This is a genomic window from Streptomyces sp. ITFR-21 (assembly GCF_031844685.1).
In the GTDB taxonomy this organism is placed as follows: Bacteria; Actinomycetota; Actinomycetes; order Streptomycetales; family Streptomycetaceae; genus Actinacidiphila.
On record NZ_CP134605.1, the window covers coordinates 2,617,706 to 2,640,083 of the forward strand.

Consider the following 22,378-nt stretch of genomic DNA (forward strand, 5'->3'; position numbering starts at 1 on the left):
GACAGACCTGTCTACTCATGTCAAACGAACCATTGTCTCCGCAGCTCAGCAATCAGCACGACCGGTCTGCCAACCACGATGCGACGCGTGAGTAAGACAGAGTTGTCTACTACCACGGCCAACCGACTCGGCCCGTTCTGCCCGGTTTACGGATCCGGTCGGCGGACAGGCGCACGGTCGGGACGGGCGGGCGGAGGAACGGCGGAGGAACGGCGGGAAACCGCGGACAGAGCGGGTGAGGAGGCGGCGATGGCACCCAAGGACGGTTCGCCGGACGCGCTGGCCGAGTACCGGCGCAGGCGGGACTTCGCGAAGACCCCGGAGCCGGGCCCGGACTCCGCGCCGGGAGGCGGGAGCGGTTCCGGCGCGACGGGTTCCGCGCCCGCATTCGTCGTACAGATCCACGACGCGAGCAGGATGCACTTCGACTTCCGGCTGGAGGTCGGCGGCGCCCTCGCCTCCTGGGCGGTGCCCAAAGGCCCCTCGCCCGACCCGCGGAAGAAGCGGCTCGCCGTGCCCACCGAGGACCACCCGCTGGACTACCGGCACTTCGAGGGGGTCATCGCCCGCGGCGAGTACGGCGGCGGGACGGTGATCGTGTGGGACGAGGGCGGCTACCGCAATCTCAGCACGGACCGTTCCGGCGCCGAGATACCCTTCGCCGACGCGCTGCACACGGGCCACGCCTCCTTCCGGCTGGACGGCGCCAAGCTGCACGGCGCCTACGCGCTCACCCGGATCCGCGACAGCCGCGGGCAGGGCGAGGCGTGGCTGCTGGTCAAGGAGGCCGACCGGTGGGCTGCCCCGGGCCGCGGCACGCCCGATCCGCACCGGGCCCGCTCGGTGCTGAGCGGGCGCACCCTGCGGCAGGTGGCGGCGGAGACAGCGGGCGCTGCGGGGGGCGCCGCCGGGGGCGCCGGGGCCGGGCGGGCCGCCCGATGAGCTCCCGGGGCACGCCGGGCGGGGGCCGGCCGCCGGGCGGGGCCGCGGGCGGGCTGCCGGCGGCGCTCGACCGGCTTCCCGCAGCCCAGCGGGCGCGGCTGCGCCCCGCGCCCGAGGACCGTTCCACGCTGGCCGACCGGCCGATGCTGGCCACCCTCAGCGACCGCCGCGCCTTCGACGACCGCTGGCTCTTCGAACGGAAGCTGGACGGGGTACGCGCCCTGGCCGTACGCGACGGCGCCGGCGCCCGGCTGCTGTCCCGGACCGGGCGGGTGATGGACGGCACGTACCCGGAGGTGGTGGCCGCGCTGGCCGCGCAGGAGTGCGGCGACTTCGTGGCGGACGGCGAGATCGTCGCGCTGCGGGACGGCCGGACCGACTTCTCGCTGTTGCAGCAGCGGATGGGCCTGACCGACCCGCGGGCGGTCCGGGCCAGTCCGGTCGCCGTCTTCTACTACGTCTTCGACCTGCTCGTCCTCGACGGCTGGAACACCGGCGGCCTGCCGCAGCGCACCCGCAAGGCCCTGCTGCGCGGCGCCCTCGGCTTCCACGGCCCCCTGCGCAGCACCCCGCACCGCAACCACGTCGACGGCGACCTGCTCGCCGACGCCTGCGACAGGGGCTGGGAGGGCCTGATCGCCAAACGCGCCGACGCCCCCTACCAGGCCCGGCGCTCCGCCGACTGGCTGAAGCTCAAGTGCGCGGCCGGACAGGAGTTCGTGATCGGCGGCTTCACCGAACCGGCCGGCAGCCGGACCGGCTTCGGCGCGCTGCTGATCGGCTACTACGACCACGGGGACGGCGGGGACAGCGCCCGCCTGCGGTACGCGGGCAAGGTCGGCACCGGCTACGACCGGCGGACCCTGCTGACGCTGCGGGCCCGGCTGGATGCCCTGGCCCAGCCGCGCTCCCCCTTCGCCGACCCGGTCCGGGAACGCGCCCCGCGCTGGGTCCGCCCGGAGCTGGTCGCCCAGCTCGGCTTCAGCGAGTGGACCCGCGACGGGATGCTGCGCCACCCGCGCTTTCTGGGCCTGCGCGAGGACAGACGCCCGGCCGAAGTGGTCCGGGAATCCGCCCCCGGACAGCCCGGGTGAGGGCGTGGCCTGGCCGAGGGCCGTGCCGCGACGCCCCCGGGGTGCCGGGCGCGCCGACAGCGCCGACACCGGCGGTACCGGCGGTACCGGCCGGGGGCCGGGTCGCGCGGGCTACAAATCCGGGGTCGCCGCCTCCAGACGCCGCCTGAGCGGAAGCAGCCGCTCGGGGTCCAGCGCGAGGAGGGAGCCGAACTGGACCAGCTCCGCCAGGACCGCCTCGGCGAGCGCGCCGTCCGGGGCGCACGCCAGGAAGCGGTCCAGTTCGGCGGCGGCCTCGTCCCACGCGCCGAGCACACAGCGCAGGCTCATCAGCCCGCCCCGCGCGGCCATCGCGCGGGGACCGCCCGCCGCGACGAGCCCGGCGAACAGTTCGGCGGCCCGCGCCCAGTGCCGGTCCGCCCCCGGGCGGCCCAGCGCGTGCAGCGCCACGGCCAGCCGGACGTGGTCCGCACCCTGCGCCGAACCGTCCGCCGCCCTGCGGGCCAGGTCGGCCAGCGCCTCCTCGTACCGGCCCAGGCGCAGCAGGACCGAGCCCCGGTGCACCAGGATCCGCTCGGCGAGGGGGTCCAGCGCGATCGCGCGGTCGAAGTCGGCCAGCGCGGCCTCGAAGCGGCCCATGGTCCGCAGGAGTTCACCGCGGTCGGCGTAGTGCCGGCTCCGGTCCGGTGCCAGCGCGACCGCGCGGTCCAGGTCGGCGAGGGCGGACGGGAACCGCCGCAGCGACTGGAGCAGCTTCCCGCGCCGGACGAACGCCCAGTCCTGCTCGGGCGCCAGCTCGACGGCCCGGTCGAAGTCCGCCAGCGCGCCGGCGCGGTCGCCCATCGCCTGGAGGGTACGGCCCCGCTCGTAGTGCGCCCGTCCGTCGTCCGGGCCCAGCGCGGCGGCCCGGTCGAACTCCGCGACGGACTCCCCGTACCGGCCCAGCTCACGGTGGAGGCGGCCACGCAGGAGGAAGGCCCAGCGGTAGCCGGGGTCGAGCGCGGTGGCGCGGTCGGAATCAGCGAACGCGTCGTCGTACCGGCCCGCCGCCATGTGGCAGACCCCGCGGCTGGTGAAAACCCACGGGTTCGCCGGAGCGAGTCCCGCGGCCAGGTCGTGGCTGCGGCGGGCGTCGTCGTACCGGCCGCTGTCGCTGAGGGTCTGGCCGCGGATGACGAGGGCGCGCACGAACTCCGGATCGAGTTCGAGCGCGCGGTCGAACTCCGCGACGGCCTCCTCGTAGCGGCGCATGGCGCGCAGGGTCTCCCCCCGGGCGACCGCGACCCAGCGGCTGTCGGGGCCGAGCACGGCCGCGCGGTCGAAGTCGGCCAGTGACGCGTCGAGGCGCCGCAGCGCCCGGTAGGCCATGCCCCGCCGTTCGAGAGCCCCGCTCAGCTCCGGGTCCAGCCGCAGCGCCCGGGTGAAGCCGGCGACGGCCAGCTGGTGACGGCCCGTCAGTCGATAGGTCTCCGCCAGTCCGTAGTGCGCGCGGGCGTAGCCGTCGTCCAGTGCCAGCGCTTCGGCGAAGTCGGCCACCGCCTCCTCGTACCGCCGGTCGTTGCGGCGTTCGCGTCCCCGTACGGCGTAGGCCAACCGGCGGCCCTCGCGGGGCAGTTCGGGGGCGGACAGCAGCCGGGTCAGCGCGGTGGACAGGCCGTCGGCGCCGCTGTCGGCCGCCTCCTGCAACCGCCGGCCCCAGGCGAGGACGGCCGGATCGTCGCCGTCCTGGCCCGCCCGGGTGAGGAGTCGGGCCCATCGGCGCAGGCCCTCCGTGCCGCCGTCGCAGGCGTGGACGGCATCCAGCAGGGCGGGCGCGAGAGCGGCGTGCGGGTCGGCGCACAGGCGGTGGTAGGTCTCGTCGTGGCGGTGTTCGCGCCAGCCACTGTCCCGCCACTGCCGCTCGGCGGGGACCCCGGACTCACGTTCGGCCCGCCACTGCCCGAACGCCTCGGCGAGACGCCGGTGCTGCCGCCGCCACCGGATGGGCGAGCGGGTGCGCTGGAGGCGCAGCATGGACGTGCGCACCACGTCGTGGTACTGGCTGCGCCCGCCCTGCCCGGTGACGAACGGCAGGCCGCGCAGCCACTCGTAGTCGCCGGCCGCGGCGTCAAACGTGGCGGCCCGGAAGACGTCCTCGTCCAGTTGCAGCGGCAGGGCGCAGTCCAGGGCGGCGGCCCGGCGGTCGGGGTCGGTGATCCACTTCAGGAAGCGTTCCACCGCGGTGCCCGAGGGGTCGCCGACGTCGCCGGGATCGTGCGGCCCGGACCTGGCCAGCAGGTCCACCAGCACCGGCAGGCGGCCGGTCAGTTCGAGGATGACGTCGGTCACCTGCTCGGCGGTGATCCCCCGGGCGGCCAGCAGGTCCCTGGCCTCCTCCTCGGTGAACACGTCCAGCGGCACCTGGGCGACCAGGTAGAGGTGGTCGCCCCACCAGCGGGGGTCCAGCCGCCCCTGGCCGGACAGGACCGCCACCACGTTGTCGGGCAGGCCGCCGTACTCCTCCCCCACCAGGACGTCCCGCAGCCACTCGCCGAGCACCGGGCCGGTCCGCTCCAGCACGTCGAAGAACAGCACCAGCCACGGGCTGCGTTCGGCCGCTTCCGCCAGGTCCGCCAGGAACACCGGGGTCAGCACCCGCAGCGGCGACAGCACCAGCTGCACGTCGTCATGGCTGCGCAGCCGCGCCCCGACGGCGGCCCGCAACCGGTCGGCGGCCTGCGCGAGCTGCTGCGGGTCCAGCGCCCCGGCCAGCGCGCCCGCGCCGGGGACCAGGCCGAGGCCGGCCAGGCCGGCCTGCGCCAGGATCGTGCTCGACGCCGAGGGCTCGCCGCTTTCGCCGGTCTCGGCGCCCGCCGGCAGCGCCGGCCCGGACTCGGCCTCGTGGCGCCGCTGCCGGTACGTCGCGAGCTGCTTCTCGAACGTCCTGAGGGCGGCGCCCTGGCGGGCGAGTTGGACGGCGACGGCGGCCATGGCCTCCAGCGGGCTCTGCACGTCGTCGTCCACGTAGGCGGTCAGCGCCTCCCGGGCCCGCGCCGCGGCCTCCCACTGCCGCAGCAGGGAGGTCTTGCCCACCCCGGCGTTCCCGTGGACGTGGAACAGGTACTGGAAGGACTCGTCGGCCGGGTCCCGGCCCAGGTTCTCCCGGAACCCGGTCAGCTCCTCCCGCCGGCCGACGAACCCGGACGCCCGCCGCCGCCGGTTCAGATCCTGCCGCGACGCCCGCTGCTTGGCCATTCCCGCGTCACCCCCTGCGCCCAGCATGCCGCGCGACCGGTCCCGGCTGCCAGCGGCCCGTGAAGGCCGGTGCGCACCGGCACGCGGTCCGCAACGGGGCTCGGGCGGTCGGGGCCCGGGGGTCACGGGGCTCCAGGGCCAAGGGACTTGGGGGCTGCGGGCTGCGGGCTGCGGGCTGCGGGCCAGGGGGCCACGCCGCTGGCGCGCGGGTGCGGCGGTCGGGTGGGGCGAACGCGGGCGCTGCGCCCCGCGGAGCAGGAGTTCCGCGTTGCGGTCCTTCCTCGTGCCCGCGCGGGCTTCCTGGACGCCGCCGACGGTGGCGGCGAGGCCGGGGGCGTTGTAGGACAACCCGCGGTAGGGGGAGGCGAGTCCGGTGGCGGACAGGTCGTCGAGGTCGGTGCGGTAGGGGGCCGGGGACTCGACGAGGGTGACGAAGAGCGACAGCGCCTCCTGGACCCGCCAGGAGCCGGGCGAGCCGACCCGCAGGAACTCCGTCCGCAGCGGGCTCCGCACGTCGGCCATGTGCAGGTCGGTGATCTGCGCGAAGCAGGCCAGCGGGGTGCGCCGGTCGGAGCGGCCGGACCTGGCCGCGGCGAGCTCGGACCGCACGGCCACCGGCCAGCCGGGGCCCTCGACGATCCGCCGGTAGCCGCCGGAGCCGGCCAGCCGGGCGGTGCTGTCGAGCGTGGTCAGGCCGTACGGGGCCGGGCGTCCGGCGGCGGGCGGGTCGGCACGGGGCAGGCGCGCGGGGGCCGCGGCGGCGATGGATCGGCGGTCGGGGCGGCGGCCTGGGCGGCCGGGCCGGGTCGGACGCGGCGGCGCTGTCCCGGCCCCGGCCGGCCGGCAGCGACCACGCGGTTCCGGCACCGGCGACGGCGGCCCCGGAGGCGAGGAGGAAGCGGCGGCGGTCGAAGGGGGATCGTGTCCCGTCCATGAGGGGCCTCCGGCGCCGTACCGCCCTGGTCCGCGGCGGCGCCACGTCACTGAACCGACTGTCTCGTTGACAGCCTCAGTGGTCGTGATGACCGGAACGTGAACAGCGCCGGAACGTGCAAGGCCCATCATTCGTCGCCGCAGGGCCCGGGGGCCGTCATCGGGGCGACGGGAGGTGGCGGGCGGCGAAAGCTCCAGGTCGACGGTGCCGACCTGAACCTTTCCGAGGTCCGAGCGGGGGTGCAGGGGCGGGGCGGGTCACTTCACGGCAACGTAGACGGTGTTGGTGGCGGTCCGCTCCTGGAGCGGGTTGTCGAACCCGACGACGTGCGCCGCCGTCCGGGGGAAGACCTCGGCGAGCGCGGCGCCGAACTCCTTGTCCGGCGGGTCGTTGGACCACAGCGCGAACACGCCCCCGGGCAGCAGCAGTTCGGCGAGGGCGCGCAGCCCGGCGGGCCGGTAGAGCGCGGCATGGCGCGGATGCAGGACGTGGCGCGGCGAGTGGTCGACGTCCAGCAGGACCGCGTGGAAGCGGCGGCCGGGGGCCTGGGGGTCGAAGCCGCCGGGGCCGCCGGCGGCGGCCGGGCCGGCGGGGGCGGCCCCGGCAGGGGCGGCCCGGTCGGCTGCCGGGTCGGCGGCCCGGTCCGCGGCCTGGGCGTCGGAGGGGTCGGCCGGGCCGGCGGTCCCGGCGGTCCCGGCGGTCCCGGCGGTCCCGGCGGTCCCGGCGGTTCCGGCGGTTCCGGCGTCGGCAGGATCGGCGCTGGAAGGGCCGACCCGGTGCGCGGCCATCGCGAAGAAGTCGCCCCGGACGAGTCGGCAGCGGGGGTCCCCCGCGAGGCCCGCGCCCAGCGGGACCAGCCCCCGGCGGTGCCAGTCGATCACCTCGGCGAGCGCGTCCACCACGATCAGCGAGCGCACCCGGGGGTCGTCCAGCGCGGCCCGCGCGGTGTACCCGAGGCCGAGCCCGCCCACCACCACGTCCAGTGCGGCGCCGGCCGCCTCGGCGAGACCGAGCCGGGTCAGCGCGACCTCGCCCGAGGTGAAGAGGCTGGACATCAGGAACTCGTCGCCGAGCTTCACCTCGTACACGTCCTCGCCGCTCGCCGGATCGCGTCTGCGCCGCAGGCTGATCTCGCCCATCGGCGTCGGCCGCCAGTCGATCTCCTCGAAACGTGCGCTCATCCGTCCACCCTTTCCACCGGGCCCCACACGGCCCTCCTGACCGAACCCTAGGTCGTCTTCCCTCCTGCGCCGTTCCGCCCGGCAGGCGGGGTCCGTCACGCTTCGGGGACAGAATGACGGCCTGCCGGCGCCAGCCACGGCCACGGCCGGTGTGGCCGACCGGCCCAGAGCGTCCGGCCTCCGCTACGCAGCGCCCGCGACATTTGCCAGGTGGCGGCCGAGGCCGACCAGACGTTGCGGACGAACGCTTCGGCGGTCTACCGGTGGCGGGGAGGCAGACCGCCTGCTCCGGACACGGCCCGGTACAGCACCGAAGCCCTTTCCCGGCGCCTGCGGAGGCACATCACGCCGGAGGATCTCAGCTGGCCGGTCCTTGAAAAGCGATCGGATCGGGCCGATGCCGCGCTTGGGGCGAGCATCGGACCCGATCCAGTGGAGACCCTACGGCGCCTCGGGGAGGCCGACATCAACCGCCGCAAGATGCTTACCGCCGCCGCGTACAGCGTCGCCGCCGCTGCCCCGCCCTTGGGCCGAGGGCAGGCCGCCGAAGCGCAGGCCGTGCAGCACCCGCGGTACGTCGGCGGGCTCCGGCGGGGACCCGCCGGCGGGGACCCGTCCGGGTACGGAGGTGGTCATGACCCCGCCGTCCGGCCCCGCGGTCCGGCCCCGCCGTCCGGCCCCGCGGTCCGGCCCCGCCGTCCGGCCCCGCCGTCCGGCCCCGCGGTCCGGCGGCGAGCAGCCGGCGGGCCTCCCCCGGGGCGTTACGCCCGGACCCGCCGCGCGTCCGGCGCTCGCGGCTCTCCCGCGCCGGGCCCGGCAGTTGCAGGCCGCGCAGCCGCGGCCGGTGCGGGACGACCTCGCTGGCCTGGGCCACGGCACGGCGGCGAGGAACAGCCCGAGGCTGTGCTGACACTCGCGCTGCCGCTGGTAGGTCCGCCCGGACACCGTGACCTCGGGCCCCCGAGCAAGAGCCGCCACGTCCAGGTGCCCGACGCGTCGGACATGGTGAACCGCGCCCGCGCCTGCTCGAACCGCTCTGGCAGCCCGACCACCGCGGCCTGGCACCGGTCGACGTCGTCGAAGGTGGTGGCGCTGCGGCCCGGCTCACGGTTGTCGGCGCCGATCAGCCGCCAGCCGATACGGAGCTCGGTCCCCTCCGGCCCCGCCGCGCCCGCGGCCCCCGCCGCGCCCGCGGCCCCCGCCGCTGCCCGGGTTCCCGCCGGCCCCCGGCCGGCGGTCTCTTTCCGGCCGCCGGTCTTCGCGGCGAACCGGTCCCTCCGAGGGGGACACCGGCCGCACCGGCGCCGTCAGCCCGGCGTGGCCCGTCCCCGGGGACCTGCTCAGGTCACGAGACACGTACATGAAACGCGACCCACCCATACGTCCCCGTCCCCCTCATCCCCCACGACACGTGCGCAACCTCGCTGCCGGCCGAAAAGAACCCGCAACCAGACTTGACGGTCGTCGGTTGTGAGGTTGCCGTGTCCACGGCCAGGCGAAGGCCGAACGGAGAGGAGATGAGCGAGGGGATATCCCCGCACACCGGGTAATCGTGATCAACGCATCGCGTGGCCCGCCGCACCAACGACCCCCGGGGCCGCACAGCGGGCGCCGCGCGGTGTCCGGCGGCGTGCGCCGGGGCGCCGGGCACCGCCTTTTCGGTTGCCCGCCCGGCACCGCGCTCCCATGCTGGGGGCATGACGAGTACGCACGACGACGCCGCCCCCTGGCAGGCGCTGGTCGCCGAGTTGGCGGCGGTACGGGCCAAGGGGCTGCTGCGGCTGCGGGAGCTGGACCTGCCGGCCCTCTACGCGGCGGCGGCGCGGCACGCGGCCGGTGGGGAAGGGGGAGCGGCGGAGGCGGGCGCGGCGCCGGGGGCCGCGAGGGCGGCAGAGGCGGGCGCACCGGGAACGCCGGGGGCCGCGAGGGCGGCAGAGGCGGGCGCACCGGGAACGCCGGGGGCGCCGCGGCGCGAGGCCGGACCGGTCGCGGTGGAGGGGCTGTTACGGCGGGCGGCGCAGAGCCTGGAGGGCGAACGGCTGCGGCCGGCCGCCCTGCACACCTTCGGGCTGGGCCCCGACACCCGCGACCTGTCCGCCAAACTCCGCCGGGAGCGCGCCGCCGACGTCTTCGGGGTCGGCGCAGAGCGCTTCCGCAAGCACCAGGAGAAGCTGGTGCTGCGTGAGATGGCCACCGCCGTGCTCGCGCTGCCGCCCGGCGCCCGGGACCGCACCCCTCCGGCGGTCCCGGGCGCGCCACGGATTCCCACCCCCGCGGCCGGCGCGGCCGGTGCCGCCCACGCGGGCCCGCCGGACGGCACCGCCCCGGCCCCGGCCAGCCAGCTGGGGGCGGGGCGCACGGTGGTGCCGGTCGCCTTCCCGCACGGCACCGTGCGGATCACCCTGCACGTCTCGTCGATCGAGCTGCTCTCCGGCGTCGACGTCCTGGTCTCGTCGGAGAACACGTACTTCGAGATGTCCAAGACCTTCCGCAGCACGGTCTCCGGCAGCGTGCGCCGGGCCGGCGCCCGCAAGGACGCCGCGGGCCGCATCCTGGACGACCTGATCGCCCGTCAGCTGACCGCGTGGGTCGAGCGGTTCGGCTCCCCCGGACTGCCGGTGGCGCCCGGCACGGTGGTCGCCACCTCCCCCGGCGAGCTGGCCGCGCGCGGGGTGCGGCGGATCTACCACGCGGCGATCGCCGCCCCGCTGCCCGGCACCGACCGCTACGAGACCCCGCCGTGGGTGGTGGCCGCCGCCGTCCGCCGGGTCTTCGAGCAGGCCCGCGAGGAGCGTCGCACCGGCGGCGTCCCGCTGCGGTCGATCGCCCTGCCGCTGCTCGGCGCGGGGCGCGGCGGCCTGGACCCGCGCACCAGTCTGGAGACGATGCTCGCCGCCATGGCCCCGGCGCTGGCCACCGACCCCGGCTGGGCGGTGCACCTCGCCATCCGTGACGCGGACGTGGCGGCGGCCGTCCTGGACACCCTCACCGGCCACCGCCCCGACGCCGCGCTCCCCCGCGGCTGACCCCCGGCCGCTCACCGCGACCCCGTAATCCGGTACCGCTTGGTGGGCCGCCCGGTGTGGGCGACCGTTACCCAGCCGCGCTCGACGATGTAGCGGTAGGGGCCGTTGGCGGCCTCCCAGCCGCCGCCGGGCAGCGCGGTCGCGGGCAGCGTGACCGCGCCCTTCTTCGCCGGGTCCCGCCAGACGCCGTGGTAGTAGACGTTTCCGTAGGCCGTACGGCACAAGGTGATGTCGTGCAGGGCGGTCGTGTAGTGGTGCACGAGTACGGCGTGGGAGCGCTGGTCCGCCGGGAGGCCGGCGTCGGCCGCCGCGGGGCAGGGCGCCGGGGCCGCCGGGGCGCCGGCCGCCGGCGGTGTGACGGCGGCGGGCGCCGCCGTCTCCTGCCGGTGCCAGAGGTACGCGCCGGCGCCGAGCAGGCCGATCAGGGCGAGCGCCGCCGCCGTCCAGCCCAGGCCCCGCGCCCACCGCCGGGTGGCCGGCGGAGGCGTCCGCCGGACCGGGGACCGGGTGGGCGGCGGGGCGGTCCGCCCGGCGGCTCCACCGGTCGTCCGCCGGGTCGGCGGCCTGGCGGCCTGCGGGAACGGCGCGGCCTGCGCGGCCGTCGTGGTTTTGGTGGTCTGCGGGAGCGGCGCGGCCGTCGTGATCGGGATGATCTGCGTGATCTGCTGGGCCGGGGTGATCCGCGTGGTCGCCGTCCCCGGCCCGGCCGGCCCCTGCCCCGGGGGTGTGAACGTCGTCCGGTGGTGGGTGTTGGCGTACTCGTCGAGCACCCACAGCGCGTCGGCCCGGTAGGCGGACCCGCCCGGCATGAACGTGTCCAGCAGCGCGGCCCGCCACGCCGCCGCCGTCGGCCGGCCGGTGGTCGCCGCCGGGTCGTCGAAGGCCCGCGAGAACAGGTCCCGCAGCCGCGGGGCGAGCCGGTCCGGGTAGTTGGCCGCGGTGATCCACTCGCGTCCCGGCACCCGCCACCGCGGGCCGCCGGGGTTCAGGAACAGCACCCGGTACAGCACCAGCGCCAGCGCGTACCGGTCGCTGAAGTGGTCGTGGGACGGGACGGTCCGCACGACGAGCCGCGGATCCCGCCACTCCGGGGTGCTGGGCGCGGAGGCGGGCAGCGGGCTGCGCGGGCGCAGGCCGTCGCAGTCGATCAGGTAGGCGTGCGGGTCGTCGCCGCGCCAGACGATGTTCTTCCAGGACACGTCGCCGTGCACCAGCTGCTGCTGGTCCAGGTAGTCGAAGACGTCGCACACCCGGACCAGCACGCCGACCCGGGTGCGGGCGGTCGGCGGGTCGGCGACCCACGCCTTGTGGAAGTCCAGCGTCCGCGGTCTGCGGCTGCCCTTGCGGTCGTCCCGCATGAACGAGTCCGGGATCAGCGGCAGTACGACCCCGGCCAGGGTGCCGCCGGGCCCGTCCACCAGGTCGATCGGCCAGTTCACGCTGGACTCCGGGGTGCGGGCCAACTCCCCCTTGCCGTCGGGGCCTTCGGCGCGGCGTACGACCTCCCGGCCGGTGGTGGCCAGCCGGCCGAGCTGCGCCACCTCGGCCCGGTCGGCCAGCGGCAGCTTGTACCGCTTGTACACCCGCCGCCGGCCGGCCGGGTCGTCGCACAGGTACAGCACCGACTGCCCGCCGGTCTCGTCCAGCGGCGCGTCGTCGACGCGGTAGCGGACCCCCGTACGCCCGTTGACGGCGCTCATCCGCCGGCCTCCGCGGCCGGCGGCCACACCACCAGCGCGGTCCGGTCGTCGTGCGAGCCCCGCCGCCGGTAGCGCAGCGAGTCCGCCATCCGCGCGGCGCCGCAGGGTACGGACCAGCGCCCGGCGAGCCAGTCCCGTACGCCGGGCGAGCTGAACACGTCCTCGGCGAGCCCGTCGGTGGCCAGCACCACCAGGCCGGACGGCACGGCGCCGACCGGCGCGTACTCGGTGACCCGGTCGGGCTCGGGGTGCGGCAGGGATCCGGAGACCATGTTGAGCGGCCCCTCCTGCTCGCCGAAGACGGTGCCCCACTCACCGCCCGAGAAGGTCAGCACCGCGCAGTCGCCGACCTTGGCCGCCCAGCCCCCGCCGCCGGCCAGCGGCAGCAGACACAAGGCCGCCGTGCAGCTCAGGTCGGCGTCACCGAAGGCGGGCAGCACCGCGGCCCGGTACCCGGCCACCGCGGCCGAGGCCCGCGACAGCGCGCCGCGCAGCGCCCGCCGCGGGTCGGCCGCGAGCTGCCCGGCGGTGATGGCGGACGCCTCCGCGCAGATCCGGTCGGCGAGCAGCACCGCGCCGATCTGCGCGGTGCGCGGCCGGGAGCCGAGGCCGTCGCAGACCGCGAGCACCAGCGCGGACCCGTCGTCGGTGACGGTGTACTGGTACGCGTCCTGCGGGGTGGTCCCGCCCCGCAGGTGCGCCTGGCCGGCCAGGCTCGCGGCGGCCACCCAGCGCCCGCCGAGGAGCCCGCCGTCGGCCCGCAGTCCGGGCAGCCCGGTGGCCACGGCCGCGAGCACGGGAACCGGCCCCCGGCCGAGCTCCCCGATCCGCGGTGCCCCCGTGGGCAGCTCCGCGAAAGAGGCGCCGGGGGACGCCGGTTCGACCACCCCGGAGGCCGCGGAGGCCGCCGCAGGCAGGCCGGGCTCCGGCCCGTCCGTCTCCGGCGGCGGACCGGACTTTGCTGGCTGCCCGGTCTCCGGCGGCAGACCGGGCCCCCCTGAACGGCCGGACCCCGGCGGTTCGCCGAGCCCCCGCACGCCGGTCGCCTCCGCCGGCGCGGTAGTGTCCCCCGGCCGCACAGCGGCCTCCGGCGGCAGACCGGGCCCCCCTGAACGGCCGGACCCCGGCGGTTCGCCGAGCCCCCGCACGCCGGCCCGCTCCTGCGGCGCGTCGGCCTCCGGCCACTGCCCCGGCTCCGCCGACCCGCCCGTCCCCGGCACGCCGGTCGACCCCGCCGGCGCCCCGGCCTCCCGCCGCCCGTCGGCCTCCGGTCGCGCGGGACTCACCGCGGTGTCGCCCGGCGCCGGCGGTCCGCCGGGTCCGGCGCCGCCCCCCGTGGCGGCGCCGGACCCGGCCGGGCCGTCCACCGCCACGGGGGTGTCCGCGGCCGGCGCCGGTGCGTCGCCGGGGCCGCCGGGGCCGCCGGCAAGCTCCTTTCCGAAACCGAACCAGGACCAGAACCGGGCCACCGGGTCACACCTCGAGCTCGGGCAGCGGCAGCGGGGTGAGCGCGGCGGAGTTGTGCGGCACCGACAGCATCCCGCCCGTGGCCGAGGCGAACGAGCCGGAGGTGGTCCGGATGCTCATCAGGACCGTCTTGAGGATCTCGCGGACCGCCGCGGCCGGGTCGGTGTCCTTGGCGAAGAAGGAGAAGCGGGTCGAGACCTCCTTGATCACCCGCTGGTTGGCCTGCCCGAAGCCGAAACTCACCACCTCCGCGCCGTACTTGTCCGCGCGGGCGGTCAACTCCTTGAACGGGACGGTCCAGTCGTCCTGCGCGTTGTGCTCGCCGTCGCTGACGAAGAAGACGACCGGGCGGTGGTAGCGGGCGCCCTTGCCGAGGCCGGAGATGCCCTCGCGCAGGCACTGCCGGGCGACCCGCAGGCCCTCGGCGAAGTTGGTGCCGCCCTGCGGGGCCAGCTGCGGCGGGTTCGCGTACTGCAGGTCGGTCAGCGGCAAGACGACCTCCGCCCGGTCGGAGAATGTGACCACCGCCAGCCGGGCGATCTCGCCGGTGGCGGGGTCGTCGAGGATGACCTGCTTGATCTCGCGCAGGGCCGCGTTGACCGCGGTCAGCGGCGGGCCCTGCATGGAGTAGGAGACGTCCAGGACCAGGCAGACCGGAAAGACCGCGGGCCTTTCCACATCGGAGAATGTGGACATGGCACACCATCGCCTTCTGTGAGTTCGCCGGGAAAAACGGCAGGAAGAAGAATACGGGCCAGCGCGAAACGCGGCGGAATTCCGGCGGATACCCCCGGTCGGGGATCACGGATCCGGAAAGAACCGAACGGCTTGTCCCGGCAGCTCGGCGAGCCGGAACCTGGAAACGAGTATGGCACCGCGGCCGGCGGCCGACCGCCAGCCGGACAACTCTGCGTGAATCACCCGGGAAACACCCGGATCACGCCCGGAAAAAGCCCTGCCCGCGCCCGGGGAGCGGGCGCGGGCAGGGCGCGGGCCGGACCGGTGGCCCTCCGGCGGGGTCAGTGGCCCCCCGGGGCGGCGGCCGGCGTGCGCGGGCCCACGGTCACGTGGTAGTCCCGCAGGATCCCGTTCAGCCAGTCCACGCCGGCGTCGCCGTCCAGCGCGATCGGCGGCTCCCCGGTGGTGGTGAAGGTGTGCTCGTCCCCGCTCTCCGCGCCGAACAGCACCAGTGCCTTCGCCGGCATGTCCTGGTGGGACACCCAGACGAAGCCGTCGGCCCACGACGCCTCCGCGCGCAGCCAGTGCCCCCAGCGCCGGGTGAAGGCGTACTCGGTGGCCGCGGAGTGCACCAGCCAGTAGTCCTCCTGCTGGACCGCCGACAGGTCCGGGGTGCTGACCAGCGACACCAGTTCCACGTCCCGGGCCAGGCGCACCTGGGACAGCAGCCGGTCCGCCAGCCACGCGTAGGGCAGCAGTCGCTTGCCGTCCGGCCCGAACCGCACGCCGCGCAGCAGCGTCTCGGCCACCGCGGTGCGCTGCTCGGGCGCCGCGTAGAGGTAGGAGTAGCGGTCGTTGCCCGTACTGCCGAACCGGTTGCCGCCGAAGTGCGGGTCCTGCTCCCGGCGGTTGAACGCGTGGGCGGGGTAATCGCGGGAGTGCACCCGGTAGAACAGCTCGCCCGCCCGGTACGTCACCGGTCGCGCGTCGGCGGTGCCCTTCTCGGGCAGCGTGTCACCACGGCTCATCTCAGACCTCCTCGCGTACGGTGCCCGCCGCGGCGACCAGCCGGGCGTCGAGTCCGCGGCGCAGCAGATCCGCCGGCGGCGCCGCCAGCCAGGGGTCGGGGCCGAGCCACCAGTCGGCGACGCCCCAGGGGTCCCGGGCCGCGTCGAGCATCTCGTTGACCCGCAGCACCACGGCTTCGGCCCGCCCCTGGCCGTCGAACTGGAACGCGGGCAGTTGCACGGGCGCGCCGTCCAGGCATAGCCGGATCAGGTGCGGGTGGTCCGGGTCGGCGCCGGCGGGCAGGCGGCGCAGCTGCGCCGGGGTCAGCGCGGGCGCGGCGAGCAGCCGTGCCGCGACCGCCCGGAAGATCCCGTCCGGGCTGAGGCCGCCGCTGCCGCCGGCCGCCACCGCGGGTGTCCCGAGGGCGCCGACCGGTGCGTAGCGGGCGGCCAGCCGCAGGTGCGGCTGGCCGGCCCCCGGATCGAGGGTGCGAACCGGCGCTCGGCCCGTTCCCGTAGCGCCTGGGGCAGCCTGAGCAGGAGATGGGCGGCCACGGCCCGGGAGACCGCGATGATCCGGCGCTCGTCTCCGCCGTCGGAGTAGAGGCCGAGCAGAAAGTCGAGTTGCCGCCGGTCGGCTTCCGAGAGCCGGCGGCGTAATTCCTCGGGATCGCGGAAGAGTAGTTCGAGGATCGCTTGTTCGGCTTGTTCCATGTTTCCCCCCGGAAACCGCTGAAGTGGCTTGCGCCGAAGAGTAGTCAGCTGTCATCGTCGGTGCAATCGCCCCTCACGGGGATACGCCGGGCGACACCGCCGCACCGCGGATCCGGCGCGGGCGGCGGAATTCCGCCGTAGGGCGGGACCGTGAATCCGGGTGTGCGGCCCGAGGGGGGACCGCGTGCGGCAGGGCGCCGCGGCCCGGCGGAGCCGACCGGGCCGATGCGGTCGGGTGCGGGCAGCTTCAGGAACAGGCCGGTACGGCCGAACCAGGCCGGTACGGCCGGGTTCGGACGGCTTCCGGGACGGACCGGGGCGGCTGGACCGGGCCGGGCGCGGTGGGTACGGATCGGACCTGCCGGGTGCGGTGGGTGCGACGGATGCGGTGGGGTCGATCGGGCCGGTCCTGCGGGCCGGCCGTCGCGACAGGGGGAGCAGAGCATGAGCCGTGCCGAAGACCCGGCGGGCCGATCCGACAGCGAACGGGTGGCGGCGCTGGGCGCGTACGCCGCCCAGTTCCCCGCCGGATCGCCCGAGCGGCGGGAGGCGGACACCCAACTCGCCGCGGCGCTCGTCGACGAGGCGTACGAGGCCGTGCAGGCGGCGGCGGACGCCGGGGCCGAGGACGCGGAACTGGCGGACACGCTGCGCGTCCGCCTCGCCGAACCCGACGAGCTGCTCGGCCGGCTGCTCGCGTCCGGCCCGGCGGCCGGCGGTTACCGGCGGCTGTGCCTGCTGTCCGCGCTGACCGCCGCGCTGCGCCGGGACGTCCTCGGCGATCCGCGCGAACTCGACACCGGCATCGCCTGGTTGGAGCGCGCCGCCGCCCCCGCGGGCAGCTACGGCGACGACGGATGGGGCCGCGCCGGCCTGGTGGACGCCACTTGCCAGCTGGCCGACGAACTCGTCACCCGCTGGCAGTACCTGCACGGTACCGACGGCCGGGCGGCCGACGCCGCCCGGGACCGCGACCGCGCCATCGCGCTGCTGGCGCCGATCCTCCAGGGACCCGACGCCGACCTCGCCCCGCGGCCCGCGACCTGCCACGCCTATCTGGGCCTGGCCCTGGGACAGCGCGGCCGCGGCCCGCACCACGCCACCGCAGCGGCCGTCGCCGACCGTGCCGCCGCCGTGGTCCACCTGAGGGCCGCGCACACCGCCGAGGCGTCCCGCCCGGCCGGGGAACCCGCCGACCTGGAGCCGGAGGTGCACACCGCGGTGGTCATGGACCTCGTCGTCCTCAGCCTGACGGAGCGCGGCGACCACTACAAACGCCTCGACGCGCGGGGTACCCCGGTCTCCGCCGACCAAGCGGCCGGCGAACTCACCGAGCTGCTCGCCCTGTTACGGCCGCTGCTCGACGACCGCGGCGAAGACGGCGGTCGGGCCGCGGAGTTGGGGACGGACGTGGCCGACTCACTGTGCGGGTACGCTCCGTCACCGGCCGGTCAGCGCGCCGCCGACGACGCCTACCGCCGCGCACTGGACCACCCGGGGCTCAATCCGCAGGCCCGGCCGCGGATCCGGCTCAGACTCGGACTGCTCCTGGCCGAACGGTCGAGGCGCGGCACCGGGGACCCGGCAGCCGGCGACCCCGCCCCGGGTACCGACCGGACCGCCGCCCTCGCCCTCCTCGAACCGGCCCTGGCCACCGCGGCGCCCGGCACGGAGTACCTGCTGGTCCTGGAGTGGGTCGTGGAACTCCGCTGGATGCAGCTGTCGGAGAACCTGCTCGACGACGCCGGCCTCGACCTGCTGATCACCCGCGCGCAGGAACTCCTGCGGCTGTTCGACCCGGACGACGGCGACCGCGGCGAGTACGTGCTGAAGACCGGGATCATGCTGGTCCAGCGGGCGCTGCGCGGTTTCTCCCCTCACCTGTACGGCATCAGCCGGCACGTGCTGACCTCCGGCCGCCAGGACCCGTCGCAGGCTCTGGCGGCCGTCGCGCCCCGCGCCGCCGCCGACGTCCGCGCGGCGATCGGCCTGCTGCGGACCGGGACGGGCCTGTACCGCTTCCAGGACGAGCTGTACCTGGGCGCCGCCGCCGCGCTGGGCACCGCGCAGTTCATGGACTTCACGGCGGGCCTGCCGGAGGTCCGGCTCCCCGTGCTGCGGGAGGCCGTCCGGATGCTGCGGGTGGTGCTGGAACGGCTGGTCCCGGGCGGCGACCTGTACCGCGACCAGGATCTGACGGGGATCTTCGCCATGGCGCTGATGTACACCGTCTGGTTCAGCGCGCCCTTCGAGATCGCGCACGCGGACCCCGCCGCCCCCGGCCTCCCCGACGTCAGCGGGTTCGCCGGTGTCGAGGACGACCTGCAGCTCCTCAGCGGGATGCTGGACGCGGAGACCGTCGAGCAGCAGCCGTACTACGTCTTCCTCTCCGCTCTGCTGGCCGCGGTCCGCTCGCCCGGCGGCATCCTGGAGACGGCCGACCTGCGCCGCTGGCAGCTGCCGCTGTACCGGTCCGCCCGGCACCTGCCAGGTGTGGACCGGACGGGCAAGGCGATCATCCTCATGCTGTCGGGCGTGTTCGGCAGAGAGCTCGACCACCGCGGCGAGGCCGCCTTCGCCGAGCGGACCGCGGCTCTCGCCGCCCTCCGCGAAGCCGTCGTGCTCCTCCCGCCCGACTCGACCGCCACGACTCTGCTCCGGGGCGTCCTCGCGGGGACGGTCCGGACGGACCCGCTGGCCGCCTTCCGCGTCTTCCTGGGCGCCGGTCACGGTCCGCACGGGACACCGGGCGACCAGGGCGTCCCGGCTCCCGGCTCCACCGCGGACCCCGATCTCACCGCGGATCCCGGCCCCACCGCACCGGAGCGCGCCCGGCCCCCGGCGGACGCCGGGCCCGCCGCCGGCACCGACGGGCCTGGCCCGACCGGCGAGTCCGCCGCGCCCGGCCCGCTCACCGCGCCCCGCACAGGCGGGCGTTACGACGACGAGCCGGACCCCGGCGCCGCCGTGCTGCTCGGTGACGGCTCGCCCGACCCCTTCGCCGTGCCGGTGGGCCGGGTCCTGGAACGGGTACGCGCCGACGCCGGACCGCGGTCCGCGGCGACCCTCGCCCTGGCGCACTACCACCGCTGGCTGCGGGAGCGCGACGGCGCCGACCTGGCCGCCGCGATCGCCCAAGCCCGCGCGGCCGCGGCCCCGCTCACGCCCCCGCCCACGCCCACGCCCACGCCCACGCCCACGCCCACGCCCACGCCCGGCGACGGTACGGGACCCGATCCGCGCTCGCGCCTCCTCGCCGACCGGTGTGCCGCGCTGCTCGCCGGCCTGCTACTCGACCGCCACCTGCTCCTCGGCGACCACGCCGACCTGGAAGCGGCCCACGACGCCTACGAGCGGCTGCTGGCCGGTGTCCCGGCGGGCGCCGACCACCCCTCCCTGCCGGCGCTGCTCGCGGACAGCGCCGACGGCCTGTCCGAGCTCTTCCGGCCGACCGGCGCCGCGCCGCGCGCCTTCCCCGCCGAACTCCTCGCCGCCGCGGGCGCCACGGGCCTCCTGCTGTACCGCCTGCGCGGTCCGGGCCCCGAGGACGGCGCCGACGACGTCCCGCCGGAAGCCCTGCACCGCCTGCGGACCGCCGCGGACCTGCTCCCCCGCGGCCACCACCGGCTGCCCGCCGTCCGCGGCGAACTGGCCCGGTACACCCTCCGACAGGCCGTCCGCGCGGCCGACCCGGCCGCCGCCCGCGCCGCCGCGGAGACAGCCGTCGGCGCCGCCCGCGACTGCCCGCCGGACAGCGCCCACCGCCCGGCCCTCCTCCTGCGCGCCGCCGCCGCCCTCCGCGCGGCCGACCGGGCCGCCGACCGGGCCGCCGACCGGGCCGCCGGCGACGAGGGCCCGGCGGGCGGCGGCACCGGAGCCGGGTTCCCGGGCGGGAGTCCGGCCGCGCCCGCACGCCCCGACGCGGCCCACCCCCGTACCGCCGGCACGAACACCCCAGGCGCCGCCCACGGCAGCGGCGGAGGCCCGTCGGTGGATGCGGCCGGACCCGTGGGCCGCCCCGCCGCGCGACCCGCCGCCGCCCGCCCCGGGACCACCGGCACCGACCGCGCCGTCGCGCTCCTGCGGGAAGCCGCCGGGCAGGACGGCCACGGGTTCCACGGGGCCCGCGCCCGCTGTCTGTACGGGCTGGGGTGGCTGCTGCTGGCCCGGCACCGGGAGCGCGGAGGAAGCGGGCACCCTGGCGGCGGAACCGGGGACCTCGACGCCTCCGTCGCCGCCCTGGAAGAGGCCCGGCTCGCGGTCGCCCCCGCGCCCGGCGACCCGTTCGCCGCCGCGCTCGCCCGGACGCTCGCGGAGGCGTACCGCGCGTACGGGCCGCGGGACGGCGCCCGGCGGCGGTCACGGGACACGGCCAAGTCCGTGCTCACCGCGCACGGGCGTTCCGTACTGCTCCAGACCGGGACCTCCCACGCGCTGGAGGCGGCCCGCGCGGTGGGGCCCGACATGCTGCGGCTGGTGCGCTGGTGCCTTGAGGACGGCCTGCCCGAGGCGGCGGTCGAGGCGCTGGAGCTCGGCCGCGGCCTGGTGCTCAACGCGGCGACGGTCAGCGCGACCGTCCCTGGGCTGCTGCGGGACGCCGGCCACGGCGGGCTCGCCGACGAGTGGGAGAGCCTGCCGACCGCGGCGCGGGACGCCCTGATCCCCGACGACCTGCGGCGCCGGGTGCTGGAGGCCCTCACCGGCAGCGCGGCGGAACGGCGGCTGCTGTCCGCCCCGACGCCCGCCCGGGTCGGCCGGGCGCTGCGCCGGGTCGGCGCCGACGCGCTGGTGCACCTGGTACCCGGCGACGACGGCCCCGGACACGCCGTCCTGGTCACCGCGACCGGCACCGTACGCCTGCTGGAGCTGCCCGGCCTCGCCGGCGCGACGGCCGGGCCGGGGCCGTTGGCGGCGTACGCGGACGCGCTGCGGGCGTTCCAGGACCTCGGGCGGCCGGAGAACCGTCCCGCGCCGGCCGATCCGCCGGTGATGCACACCCTCCACGAGGTCGAGCTCGCCGAGCGGGAACGGGCCTGGCGCCGCTCGCTGGACACCCTGTGCGGGTGGGCGGGAGAGGCGGTGATGAACGAACTGGTCGCCCACGCCGCGCGGTCGTGGCCCGGCCGGCTCCCGCGGCTGGTGCTGGCACCGGTCGGCGCGCTCGGCCTGGTCCCCTGGCACGCCGCCCGCTGCCCGGCGCCGCCCGGCACCCCGCCGTCCCGGGCGTACGCCCTCACCTACGCCTGCCAGCGCGCCGTCCTGTCGTACTGCGCCACCTCCCGGCAGCTCATCGACGTCGCCGACCGGCGCCGGCTGCCGGTCGGCGCCGGTCCGGCCGTGCTGGTGGTGGACCCGGGCGGCTCCGCGGCGATGCACCGGGAGGTCCGGCTGCTGCGCACCCTCCTGTACCCGCAGTCCGTCGTGGTGGGCGACCCCGGCTGGCGGCCGGAGGCGGACGGCCGCTGGGCCGGGCCTGCGCCACTGCCCGCCACCCGCGCCGCCGTCGGCCCCTACCTGCCCGGCCGCGGCGCCACCAGCGCGGCCCTCGTGTACGTCAACTGCCACGCGGACACCGGCGCCACCCCGGCCGACTCCCGGCTGCGCCTCACCGCCACCGAGTCACTGACCGTCGCCGACCTGCTCGCCGGGGCCCGCGACCGGGATCCGGGCGCTCCCGGCGGCGTGGTGACCCTCGCCAACTGCGTCAGCGACCTCGCCCTCAGCGACCACGACGAGGCGCTGACGCTGTCCACCGCCTTCCTGAGCGCGGGTGCGGTGGCCGTCGTCGGCTCCCGCTGGTCCGTCGTCGACGACCCCCGCACCTCGCTGCTGATGTGCGTCTACCACCACCACCTCGACCGCGGCGCCCGGCCCGCGGACGCCCTGCGCGCGGCCCAGCTCTGGATGCTCGACCCGCACCGCGTGCCGCCGCCCGGCCTGTCCGCCCTCACCGCCGCGACCCCGGACACCCCGGAACGCCCGTTCGCCGACCTCGATGTCTGGGCCTCCTTCACCCACCACGGCCGATAACCGCCCGCACCCGTCCCCGATACCGCGGCCCTCCCCCGAACACCGCGGCCCACTCCGGTCGGCGGCCGCGGTTTTCCGGGCCGGGGGACCGGGCAGAAGCGGCGCACCGGTGGGCGGGAATTCCCCACGGGGCCGGAGGAAAAGGAAGCCGGGGGACACGAAAACGGCCGCGCCGCCGTCCAGGTCATTCCCGGGCGTGGCGCAGATGATCCGAATTCGGCCGATCACGAGCCTGTGACCTGAGCATATGCCGATCCGGGACTGCGCCGTCCGGAGGTCGCGACGGGATTCACCCGGATGCGTCATAACGTCGTTGTTCATACGACCTACCTTGGCTGCTGTCTCTTCCCCCGGGCCGCCAAGGGTTCCGATTCCGAGGATCCCGGCCTGCT

General features: G+C 76.8%; 11 protein-coding genes. 4 read left to right on the plus strand and 7 right to left on the minus strand.

Features of this window, described 5'->3' with window-relative positions:
- The first annotated feature begins 249 nt into the window (after positions 1 to 249).
- Positions 250 to 942 carry a DNA polymerase ligase N-terminal domain-containing protein gene (locus RLT57_RS11530; RefSeq protein WP_311297298.1) on the plus strand — a complete coding sequence of 231 codons (693 nt, stop codon included), beginning with the start codon at positions 250 to 252 and terminating at the stop codon, positions 940 to 942.
- A gap of 53 nt (positions 943 to 995) precedes the next feature.
- Complete coding sequence (ligD, locus tag RLT57_RS11535) at positions 996 to 2,036, plus strand: non-homologous end-joining DNA ligase (RefSeq protein WP_311300679.1); 1,041 nt, start codon at positions 996 to 998, stop codon at positions 2,034 to 2,036.
- A gap of 111 nt (positions 2,037 to 2,147) precedes the next feature.
- Here the strand turns inward: ligD and RLT57_RS11540 are convergent, their stop codons facing one another.
- Positions 2,148 to 6,116: a tetratricopeptide repeat protein gene (locus RLT57_RS11540; protein ID WP_311297299.1), complete on the minus strand. Its 3,969-nt coding sequence runs from the start codon at positions 6,114 to 6,116 to the stop codon at positions 2,148 to 2,150.
- A gap of 324 nt (positions 6,117 to 6,440) precedes the next feature.
- Positions 6,441 to 7,364 (minus strand): spermidine synthase, encoded by a 924-nt coding sequence (locus RLT57_RS11545; RefSeq protein ID WP_311297300.1) that lies wholly within the window; start codon positions 7,362 to 7,364, stop codon positions 6,441 to 6,443.
- A gap of 1,697 nt (positions 7,365 to 9,061) precedes the next feature.
- Between RLT57_RS11545 and RLT57_RS11550 the strand changes: the two genes are divergently transcribed.
- Complete coding sequence (locus RLT57_RS11550; RefSeq protein ID WP_311297301.1) at positions 9,062 to 10,390, plus strand: hypothetical protein; 1,329 nt, start codon at positions 9,062 to 9,064, stop codon at positions 10,388 to 10,390.
- A gap of 11 nt (positions 10,391 to 10,401) precedes the next feature.
- Here RLT57_RS11550 and RLT57_RS11555 read toward each other — a convergent pair whose 3' ends face one another.
- From RLT57_RS11555 to RLT57_RS11575, 5 genes are all read right to left on the minus strand, one after another.
- Positions 10,402 to 12,090, minus strand: coding sequence for a hypothetical protein (locus tag RLT57_RS11555; protein ID WP_311297302.1), 1,689 nt, complete (start codon positions 12,088 to 12,090; stop codon positions 10,402 to 10,404).
- Positions 12,087 to 12,875 carry a protein phosphatase 2C domain-containing protein gene (locus RLT57_RS11560; RefSeq protein WP_311297303.1) on the minus strand — a complete coding sequence of 263 codons (789 nt, stop codon included), beginning with the start codon at positions 12,873 to 12,875 and terminating at the stop codon, positions 12,087 to 12,089. The genes RLT57_RS11555 and RLT57_RS11560 overlap by 4 nt, the downstream gene beginning before the upstream one ends.
- Positions 12,876 to 13,563: 688 nt before the next feature.
- Positions 13,564 to 14,253, minus strand: a complete 690-nt coding sequence (locus RLT57_RS11565) for a vWA domain-containing protein (RefSeq protein ID WP_311297304.1) — start codon at positions 14,251 to 14,253, stop codon at positions 13,564 to 13,566.
- A 323-nt stretch (positions 14,254 to 14,576) separates the two neighbouring features.
- Positions 14,577 to 15,263: an RES family NAD+ phosphorylase gene (locus RLT57_RS11570; RefSeq protein ID WP_311297305.1), complete on the minus strand. Its 687-nt coding sequence runs from the start codon at positions 15,261 to 15,263 to the stop codon at positions 14,577 to 14,579.
- A gap of 1 nt (position 15,264) precedes the next feature.
- Positions 15,265 to 15,651 carry a hypothetical protein gene (locus RLT57_RS11575; RefSeq protein WP_311297306.1) on the minus strand — a complete coding sequence of 129 codons (387 nt, stop codon included), beginning with the start codon at positions 15,649 to 15,651 and terminating at the stop codon, positions 15,265 to 15,267.
- Between the two features lie 749 nt (positions 15,652 to 16,400).
- Between RLT57_RS11575 and RLT57_RS11580 the strand changes: the two genes are divergently transcribed.
- Positions 16,401 to 21,986: a CHAT domain-containing protein gene (locus tag RLT57_RS11580; protein WP_311297307.1), complete on the plus strand. Its 5,586-nt coding sequence runs from the start codon at positions 16,401 to 16,403 to the stop codon at positions 21,984 to 21,986.
- The last annotated feature ends 392 nt before the right edge of the window (positions 21,987 to 22,378 follow it).